A 10,097-nucleotide genomic window follows, 5' to 3' on the forward strand; every position below is an offset into this window, starting at 1 on the left:
GGCATACTGCTGCTCAAAACGGGCGGTATGCGTTCCAAAATCCTTGGATTCATTTGTCCGGAGACACCGTACCCTCTGAGCCTCTACCGTTACCTGAATGTCCTTTACCGGAGGGCTGTCCGTGTATAACAGCGTTATAGAAACGTGGGCATCTGCCAGCCCGGTATTCGTTATAATAACGGATTCATGTCCCGGGATTGTGTTTAACCCTTCCGGTGGAAGCTCTGCATCCGGAAAGACCCAGACCTTTTTCCCATAATTCATTTTCCTTTATCCTTTCCCAGATAAAATATCTGTTTCATATCATGATAAAATTCACTGTGGGCAGAAAATGCACATTTTTCAAAACAAGGCTTTGTATAGGTCCACCACTTCTGTGTCATTTTATCTGCTTCCATGAACGCCATATCTTTTTCATAATCACAGCCCGTATATTCAAAATAGGAAAACACCAGATCATCCTCAATAAAGATGGAATAATTCTCTATGTTACACGCCCGGATTACCTGGATGACTTCTTTCCAGACATTTGCGTGCAGTGACTGGTACTCCGTGATTTTATCTCTTTTCAACCGTCCAATTTGTCCGAATATCTTCATTTTATATCCCCACTTGTGCCTCCCGGCGTAAATACGTCGATATATAGTGCCTGATATCTGTGTCAGGTGTGCGTCTGTGAATCAACGGCGTAGCGGGCTACGGCTAGATTCACAGTCGTGCAGCCGGCGCAGATAGCGGGTGCTATATAGTGACGTATTTGCGCACTATTCCTTTTTCGAGAAAGAGTCAATCAGTACTACCACAACCAGAATGATTCCTTTTACTACCCACTGCCAATATGTATTGATTCCCATGAGAACCATAATGTTAGAAATAACCTGTAAGAACAGGGCACCGATTACGATACCGAAGACTCTTCCCCGCCCTCCGGTAAGTGAAGTTCCGCCCAGCACACAAATCGTCATAACATCAAACAGCAGGTTATCCCCCAGAGTGACATTGCCCGACAGGGTCTTGGATGTCAGTCCCAGTGCTCCGATTGTTGTCAATATTGCGCACATAACAAATGCCAGAATCGCAATAAAGTTTACGTTTAACCCGCTCAGTCTGGATGCTTCCTTGTTGCCGCCCACTGCGAAGAAGCTCCGCCCCACAGCGGTATTGGTGGTAAATACATATAAAATGACTGCAACCACAACCATAAGAATGACTGCATAGGGTACAATTCCCAGTTTCCCAAGTGCCATCTGTCCGAAATCTTCGGACAATCCGGATATGGGCAGCCCGTCGGAATAGATATAATTGATTCCTTTTAACATATTCATAATAACCAGAGTGGCAATAAACGAAGGCATTTTCCCGTATACAACCAGGCACCCGTTTACAATGCCTATCACCACGGCTATGAGAATGACCAGCAAAAATGACAGCCAGATCGGAAGCCCCATATTCACCGTAAATCCGGCAAAGAAGATGGATACCATACCAATGGTAGAGGAAATGGACATATCCATTTCACCGATCAGTATTACAAAGAACTCTCCCATGGCTATAATAGCTACAAAGGATGCCTGACGAAGCACATTCATGATATTGGTCGTGGTACGAAAATCACTGTTTAAACAGCACAGGGCAAACAGTGCAACAAATAAAAATGCAATCATCCAGTCATTCAGCAGTGTTTTCATTCCTTTGGTATATCTCTTTGATTTAACTTTATAATCATTCATCCGTTTTCACTCCTAACAAATTATTGATAATCACTTCCTGCGTCTTGCGCCTGCCTTCCACCATGTCTTTCATTTCCCCTTCATACATGATATAGATCCTGTTACAAAGTCCCAGGAGTTCTTCCATTTCAGGCGATACCAGAATAACTGCCTTATTCTGCCTGGTGAGTTCATGAATCAGCTGGTATATCTCAAATTTTGCACCGATGTCAATTCCTCTGGTGGGTTCATCCAAAAGGAAGATTTCCGTATCCCGAAGGAGCCATTTGGCTATGACGATTTTCTGCTGATTTCCACCGGACAGTTTTTTTACATTCTGCCATAAGGAATAATAGTTCAGATTCATTTTTTCATTTATTTCATAGGATGCTTTCAGCTCTTCTTCATGATTTTGGAAGATTTTCATTTTTTTAAATAATTGCATAGAAGCTAACGTGGTGTTATCTTTGATATTGAATTTCATGTTCAGACCCAGGGTCCGTCTCTCATCCGGCACCAGCCCCATTCCCAGTTTCATAGCCTGAAGCGGATTCCTGATTTTCACAGGCTTTCCCTTAATCAGTACTTCACCCTTTGTCACCGGATGGCTTCCGAAAATTGCCTGTACCAGTTCCGTTTTACCGGCACCCAGAAGTCCCGCCAGCCCTACTACCTCACCGGCACGGACTTCCATATTGATATTTTTGAATGCCTTTGGTGATGACAGGTCCTTCACTTCCAGAATCACCTCACCCAGATCGTCATTCAGTTTTGGATAGACATTGGTCAACTCCCTGCCGATAATCATTTTAACCAGCTTGGCATTGTCAATATCCGCTACCTTTCCCGCATGAATGAAACGCCCGTCACATAAGACCGTATAAGAATCACAGCAGGCAAAGACCTCATCCAGTCGGTGGGAAATATAAATAATTCCGATTCCCCTGCTTTTTAAAATGTCGATAATTCTGAAAATATTCTGAATATCTTTTTCCTGCAGTACAGCAGTCAGTTCATCAAAAACGATAATCTGGGGATTTTCCAGTATTGCCTTTGCCAGCTGGATAATCTGCTGCTGTGCCGTCCGAAGCCTCTTGACCGGCACATGGAGATCTACCTCGCATTGCAGAAAATCCATTAATTCCTTCGCACGTTCCTCCAGGGCTTTCCAGTCGATGAATCCGTGTTTCCTCTTATACCGCCCCACAAAGATATTTTCTACCCCATTCATATCTTCCATCAGGGTAAATTCCTGGTGTACGATGGCAATGCCTCTGCTCTGTGATTCCTTTACGCTGTAAGAGGGGATCTTAATCTGCTCCCCTTTCACAAAAAGTTCTCCCTTAGTCATCCGGTTCTCACCGGTAATACATTTTGACAGTGTGGATTTCCCGGCACCATTTTCTCCCACCAGAGCATGACACTCCCCCGGCATCAGTGTAAAATCCACATCAGACAAAGCCTTTACCCCGGGAAACTCCATGGTACAATTTTTTATTTGAATCAGTGGTGTTGTCTCTGTTTTTTTATCCGTCATTCAACTTACTCCTTTACACACTCTACAGCCACAGCCATCCAAGCGCTTCCACCCCGGAGCAGATGATGTCTGCATCCGGTGCTTCGGGATGTCTGATATTATGTATCAGCCTTTTGATCTCATGATAGGGGAACATACAGCTTTTAACCCCTGTTTCGCCTACGGGATTCACATCAAAGAACATTTCTTTTGCAATATCGAAATCAAGTTCATTGAAATATAAAATTTCATCCAGCAGTTTATCCTTCCTGTCAGGGTTTTCCTCTTCTTCATAATCAAGGGCTTTCAGTACCATCTCTATGATTACGGCATTGCGGCGCTGCGCATTTTCCCACTTGTCAAAATGGGGCAGCCAGCAGCGTAATCTGGGATTCTGTCTTGCCTGTTCCTGCAGATACCGGATTTTTCCAAGGAGGTTTTCATGGTTCTCTTTTGCCGTCATAATCGCCGGAATATCAGACTGCGTCATTTTATTTTTCTGGAATGGGAAGGGGGTGGTGAAAAGGGGAATCTGGCTCTCATGAATCGTCACCATATTTTTCATCACATAGAGAACGGTCTCCCCCAAATCTCCAAAATTAATTTCACACGCCAGTTTATAAAATTCTTCTTCCTCCATCTGGGAGCCCCAGCCATAATTGCCGTGGGCAAACAGATGCATACACAGTCCATACCATTCAAACATAAATCCGTTGATACCGTGTACCCTCATTTTTGCACTGCCCTGGTGCTGTCGGATGTCCGTCTCAATTACCTGCACATTTGCCTCATCCTCATACCGGATTACATTGGACTTAAAGGTACGGTACAGGCGCCCCATGGTGGAGGTGATGGAGTTCGCCTCCGTATCCCGCCCCCAGATACGCTCCCTGCCAAATACTTCACACCATTTGGTGAATTCACTTTCAGGGACATACAGACCCGGCGCCCAGAACAGCATGATATCCTCGGGCATGGACTCTGCACAGGCTTTTAAGAATGCCGGATTCTTTTCCAACGGAGGCTGTCTGAATGCCCGGATTCCAATCACTGCATTGGGGTTGATTTCCCGCACGGCTGTATAGATCTGGTTCAGAAGCCACATATTCGCCTTATGTTTTGCCTCCCCCGGTGAAGCGGTTCCCTCATGCCACCTCTTTTTACAGGTTTCACATTCACAGAACCAAAACCCTTCCTCACTTTCCTCCAGGGTAAATCCATCAAATCCGATTCTGGCTATCTGCCTCATTGATTCCAGGATATAGTCCACCGTCCCCGGATAACTTAAGCACAGAGAATCAAAATCATTTAAATATTCTCCGGTTTCCGGCGGTTTCATCCTCGCCTGTGGATGCTTGATGGTGTAGGCGCCATTGTAAGAATTCAGCCCTGCATAGGCAAATATTTTTACCCCCAATTTATGCGCCAGCGCGGTAAAACGCTCCAGGAACGGTTCTTCCAGATTTGGATGGGAATAACGGACGATCAGCCATTTCCTGTTTTCAGCATTCCATATCTTCACCGGTATATTCTGGAACACCGTCTCTTCATACCCCGGCAGATCAAAGGGCCAGTATCCGTACAGCACCAGATTTAGCTGGTTTATTTTATTATCCAGACAGATATTCAGGTACTCCGCCCACTCCTCGAACCCCCATAGCTGGCTGTCAAACCCAATCCGCCCGTAACCGGCATACCAGGAAAATGTCTGGGCAACTGCCCTCACCGGAATCAGGGGATAGTCCATAATGCGGCAGCAGGGAAGTTTGAATCCTCCGTTCATACCACGGCTGATTAGTTGCTTCACCGATGTAATGCCATGGATAAATCCCTCCTTATTTTCATAGTGTAACAGGATACCGTCCTGACTGATTTCCAATACATAACCTTGTGAGAGGAATAAATCCCTGTCATCTGCACCCACCTCAATTCCTTCCAGCGTAGGAATCAAACAAATGCCAATTTCCCCCTCTTTCACACTCTCTCCCTGAAAAATATGGATTTCCGGATAATTCCAGAATCTTAATCTGGCAATCTCCAATACATCTGCTGCAATTTCTCTCTCCTGTCCGTGCCATATCCGGATACTGCTAAACTCATCCGTAGTTCCTTCCAACAATGCCAATTGCCTCGGTTCCGGCAGTAAATGAATCATATTCTTAAACCTCCTCGTCCTTGCCGGGAATGGCGGCTGTTGCCCCGCCATCCCGAGTGCCTACTAGCCCAGCCATGACCAGTTTTTCCAGTCATAATCTCCAATATTATCCTTGGTTATAGCATCCGGTTCCGGCAGTTCATATTTTTCCGGCAGCTTTTCATTATTTACAAGCACCCGGTACATGGCATCTGTTGCCTGATACCCCAGGACAACGGGATCCTGAAGCACCTCAGCCAGCCATTTGTCGTTTCCTTTTTCTATCCATCCAAGTACATCAATATCCCCCGCAATACCGATAAACTTAATTTCTTCTCTTCCCTGTGCAACCGCTGCATTGTAAGCCCCCACTACTTCTGCATCGTTGTGTCCGCAGACCACATCTATGGATGCCTCTCTTTGCAAAACGTTTTCCATAAGTGTCTGTGCCGAATCTCGGTTCCCGGCTCCGGTATCCCCTTCTTCAATTACATTTGCATCCGGGTATGCTGCAAGGACTGCAGATTTAAATCCTTCAAAACGGTCCTGTGACACCTGTCCGGAAGTAGGACGTGAAATAAACAGGCATGTGGGATCCTTTTTTCCCAGTGTATCTAAATACTTTACCGCTTCCTGTCCTGCTTTTTCTCCCAGCGCTTTCATATCATGACCTACGAAGGTAGACCAGACCACATCGCTGTCAGACTTTACATCCTGTGCATAATCGCCTACGATAAAAGGAATCCCCTCACCCACATACTGCTTCATCGTAGGAATTGCGGAAGAAGCGTCTGCCGGAAACAAGATGATGCCGTCACATTTGGAAGCAACCATATTTTCTACATTTGTCAGCATCGTCTGTACATCAGACCGGGAATCTTCAAAAGAGAAATCAATATCCACATTATTTTTTTCTCCATTCTCAGCCAGCCATTGCTTACAGCCATCGATCACACCCTGATACCAGGTGTACGCTGTCAGTTCCATAATGGATACGCCAATTTTTAATTTCTTTTTTTCACCTGCCGTATTCCCATCAGCCGCTTTCGTTTCTTTTGCCTGGGTTTCCCCGGCGGTGGCGGCAGAGGATGCCTCTGTTTTTGCTACAGATGCCTCCGTACCTGTTGTTTTTTGATCTGTCCCACACCCTGCCATCATACTTGCAGCCATTGTTAACCCCATAAGTAATGCAATTGCCTTTTTCATTAGTAATTCCTCCTTCTCCATTCTTGAAAAGTTTTTTCTTCGTCATCTTGACGAAAGATTGTGTGTTTGACAAGTCCATTTTAATGTTATTGCACATAATAGTCAATAATTTCATTTAAATAATTAATCAATTTTATTTAAACGTTTCACTCTCCTTTACAAAAATTCCCATCTATGCTATTTTTATATTTATACCAGTGCCACCCGCCGTGTCTTGGCTCAAAGAGCGTGCAGATGTCGGAATTGAATTCCAGATCGAATTTTCAGGCATCTCTGTATCGCATGATTTACTATATTTAGGATATAACAGGAGGTTTACAGATATGGCTACCATCAAAGATGTTGCGAAACTTGCAGGTGTTTCTATTGCTACTGTGTCAAATTATCTGAACAACACCAAGCCTGTCAGCAAAGCTGTCAGCGCTAAAATAAAAGAAGCCGTGGAGACTTTACAATACTCCCAGAATCTTCCTGCCAAAAACCTGAAATCAAATTCCTATACCGACATCGGGGTGATACTGCCCAATTTCAATGACTCCTATTATGTGCAGCTGTTTCAGGGTATAGAAAACTTTTTTCAAAATACAGGATATTATATTAACTTGTCTTTTTCTTACGATATTCCGGACTTTGAACAAACCATTGTAAATAACTTTTTAAAAAAACAGATCTGCGGACTGATTCTGGTTTCCTGCCAGCCGGACAACTGGAAATTCTACTACGAGCACTTTACCTCTGCCCAAAAGCCCATCGTTCTGATCGACCGGAATATCCATAGCCTGGATGCCAACTTTGTATCCTTTGATAATTATTCCATCGTGCAGTACATGACCAGGAATCTGATCGAACACCGGTACAAGAATATTTTTCTCATGAGTGGTCCCATGCAGTATACTTGTGAGCGTAACTGTATGGAAGGATTCCGGGCTGCTTTTGCTGAATCGGATCTTTCCTTCAATCCTGCTGCTGTTATTGAGACAACAGCCGGCAAGGAAGATGCTTTTCGTAAAACGATTAATATATTTAAAACTGAAAAACCGGAGACGATCATTGCCACTTCAGAATCCATCGCTACCGGGATCATTGAAGGCTTAAATATTCTGGGATTTGGCAAACAGGAGATCCCCGTCCTTTCCTTAGGCGAGGAGCACTGGAACCTCCATACCCATTCCTTTGCTTCCATGTCTGCTGCACGCCCCGCCATGAAGCTGGGCCAGACTGCCTCTTCTCTTTTATTTGAGCAGCTAAGTGCACCATTAACGAAGGAAACGGAAAAGATTATATTAAAAAATCCCGCATTGGAAAACAGGCTGATTTTTTCCGACCGGAAAATAACAGAAGAAAAACCCCCATTGGATGAAGACCCACAGACGGTCATCCGGATTTTAATGTTAGACACTCCCCAGATTCATGTTCTGGAGGGGCTGCTTAAAAATTTTGAGAACCTGACCGGCATACATGCACAGATTACCATACTTCCCCATCATAACCTCTATGAAACCATACTGGATATTGACAAAATGCCCGAGGGTCAGGTATACGATGTGATCATGTATGACCTGCCCTGGCTTTCCACACTGGCAAGTTTTCATATACTGGAGGATATTACCGAAGAACTGTCCTCCTTTGATCTGAATATATTTTTCCCGGACTGCCTGCAGTATTTCAGCAGCTTTAACCAGCGGTACTATGGTATCCCTTATATGTATGCGCCGCAGATTTTTTACTACCGGAAAGATTTATTTGAGAATTTAGCTCTGAAATCGGCTTATGAACGGAAGAATAATATTACCCTCAGGCCTCCGCTGACTTTGAAGGAATTTAATACCATTGCGGAATATTTTACATCGGAGACAAACGTAATTGACTATGGGATTACCATTCCGGCTGCCTATGATGAATGTCTCTCTCCTGAGATCTATATGCGCCTGCGGGCATATGGAGGCGGCTTATTTGATTCCAGGGGGAATGTCTGCCTGGACTCTGCACAGTCCCTGAAGGCATATATTAACCTGGTACGTGCCGTAAAATGCGCAAAACCCAACTACCGCACTGCGACAGATGTAGTGGCGGTGGAAGACTTCCTGAAAGGGGATACCGCAATGCTCATCACTTATCCATCGTTTTTAACCGATGTGGTGGATCTTCGGAGAAGCAGCATGATCGGGTCAATCGGCTATCATCACATCCCAGGGAGAAGTCCCTTATTGGGTGGCTGGGGCCTGGGTATATCCAGTTATTCCCACAAGAAGAAAGAAGCTTTTCAGTTTCTGAAATGGACCTGCGATGAACAGGTCGCTAATTATTTAACCCTGCTTGGAGGTCAGTCTGCAATAACCTCTACCTATACAAATGATGAACTGATAAAGCTCTATCCCTGGCTTCCCCTGTACCACGCAACCTATAAATACACGAAGCCAACGCTTCCTCCCAAATCAAAAAATAATGTCATCCTCTCCCAAAAAGAAATCGATGCCATTGTCTGTAAATGGATTTATCCGCTCCTGGATGAAAAAATGGAAGTCCAGGAAGCGATTTTCAGAACGCACAGTGAACTTGAAATACTGGCATCCAAATATAAATATTGAAGATCTGGCACTAAAAAATCAGCAGGACATGACGGTTAATCCGTTACATCCTGCTGATATATTTTCCGGTATTTTTTAGCCGGCATCCCTACCATCTTTTTAAATACCCTGCAAAAATAATTATAGTCTGAAAATCCTGCTTTTTCTGATATTTCTGTAATGGGATCACAGGAGTTTTTCAAAAATTCTTTAGCCTCCTCGATCCGCTTCTGCTTGATGTACTCTGCAATTCCCACACCCAGATATTGCTTTGCAGCTTCATATAGCCTGCTCCTGCTGACTTTAAATGCATCGCACAAATCTTTTACGGTTATATCTTCTGACAAATGCCTTATGATATATTGATTTAATTTATGTAAAAACTGTTCCTTTTCCAAATAGATCATTTCTTTCAATAAAACATAGAACGTACAGGCTTCTAAAATCTGTGCCGCTGCCAGAATCTGTTCACGGCTTTTGTACTTAATTTTTGAAAATGCTTCTTCGTATCCGGGCTGGTAAATCTGATATTTTTTACAGACATTTTCAAGTTTTGTAACAAGTTCCTCCCTGTTTGCAACATCCGTGATCTGTCCGAACATGACATAGCCCATAATGATACCGTTATCCTTCAGCGGTGCCGTTGCCTCGATCAGTCCCGCATGACACTCATACACCGTCAACTCGCTGTTGCGCCTGCAGTACTCAAATGAATTTTGGTTGCATTCGATGCAGTGCTTCTGCGTTACCGGATTCCCATGCATGATTGCACAGAACGCACAATGCCCCGGAGGGTACGACAAAATTTCATGATAATCACTGTCAAACAGGACCATTTTGATTCCGGTCAGCGTATAGAAGTCTTTCATTAATTCTTTTAGTTTTTTATTGTCTAAACTTAGATTCATGGGCATATCCTCTGCTTTATACAATCTGTGCTGACCGCAGCCTCGCTACCTGTTAAT

Annotated in this window: 8 protein-coding genes; 1 reads left to right on the plus strand and 7 read right to left on the minus strand. The window is 44.1% G+C overall.

The annotated features are described in order from the left end of the window. From ACH2DQ_RS06780 to ACH2DQ_RS06805, 6 genes are all read right to left on the minus strand, one after another. Positions 1–264, minus strand: a 264-nt coding sequence (locus tag ACH2DQ_RS06780; protein ID WP_395026081.1) for a sensory rhodopsin transducer, incomplete at its 3' end; no start/stop codon positions are given. Beyond that, on the minus strand, positions 261–599 hold the full coding sequence (locus tag ACH2DQ_RS06785) for an L-rhamnose mutarotase (protein WP_394916143.1): 339 nt from the start codon (positions 597–599) through the stop codon (positions 261–263). The genes ACH2DQ_RS06785 and ACH2DQ_RS06780, both read right to left, overlap by 4 nt. A 165-nt stretch (positions 600–764) precedes the next feature. Then, complete coding sequence (locus ACH2DQ_RS06790) at positions 765–1,730, minus strand: ABC transporter permease (RefSeq protein WP_394916144.1); 966 nt, start codon at positions 1,728–1,730, stop codon at positions 765–767. Further along, positions 1,723–3,246, minus strand: coding sequence for a sugar ABC transporter ATP-binding protein (locus ACH2DQ_RS06795; protein WP_394916145.1), 1,524 nt, complete (start codon positions 3,244–3,246; stop codon positions 1,723–1,725). The genes ACH2DQ_RS06790 and ACH2DQ_RS06795 overlap by 8 nt, the downstream gene beginning before the upstream one ends. Before the next feature lie 22 nt (positions 3,247–3,268). Further along, entirely contained in the window at positions 3,269–5,380 is a 2,112-nt protein-coding gene (locus ACH2DQ_RS06800) for a glycoside hydrolase family 20 zincin-like fold domain-containing protein (protein WP_394916146.1), read from the minus strand. Positions 5,381–5,443: 63 nt separating this feature from the next. Continuing rightward, entirely contained in the window at positions 5,444–6,565 is a 1,122-nt protein-coding gene (locus ACH2DQ_RS06805; protein WP_394916147.1) for a sugar ABC transporter substrate-binding protein, read from the minus strand. A 323-nt stretch (positions 6,566–6,888) separates the two neighbouring features. On the opposite strand from ACH2DQ_RS06805, the gene ACH2DQ_RS06810 reads away from it, so the two are divergent. Then, a complete protein-coding gene (locus tag ACH2DQ_RS06810; RefSeq protein ID WP_394916148.1) occupies positions 6,889–9,153 on the plus strand; it encodes an extracellular solute-binding protein in 2,265 nt (754 codons plus the stop codon). A 35-nt stretch (positions 9,154–9,188) separates the two neighbouring features. Here the strand turns inward: ACH2DQ_RS06810 and ACH2DQ_RS06815 are convergent, their stop codons facing one another. After that, on the minus strand, positions 9,189–10,040 hold the full coding sequence (locus ACH2DQ_RS06815) for a PocR ligand-binding domain-containing protein (RefSeq protein ID WP_394916149.1): 852 nt from the start codon (positions 10,038–10,040) through the stop codon (positions 9,189–9,191). Positions 10,041–10,097: the final 57 nt, after the last annotated feature.

The sequence above is a fragment of the Robinsoniella sp. genome (genome assembly GCF_034124845.1).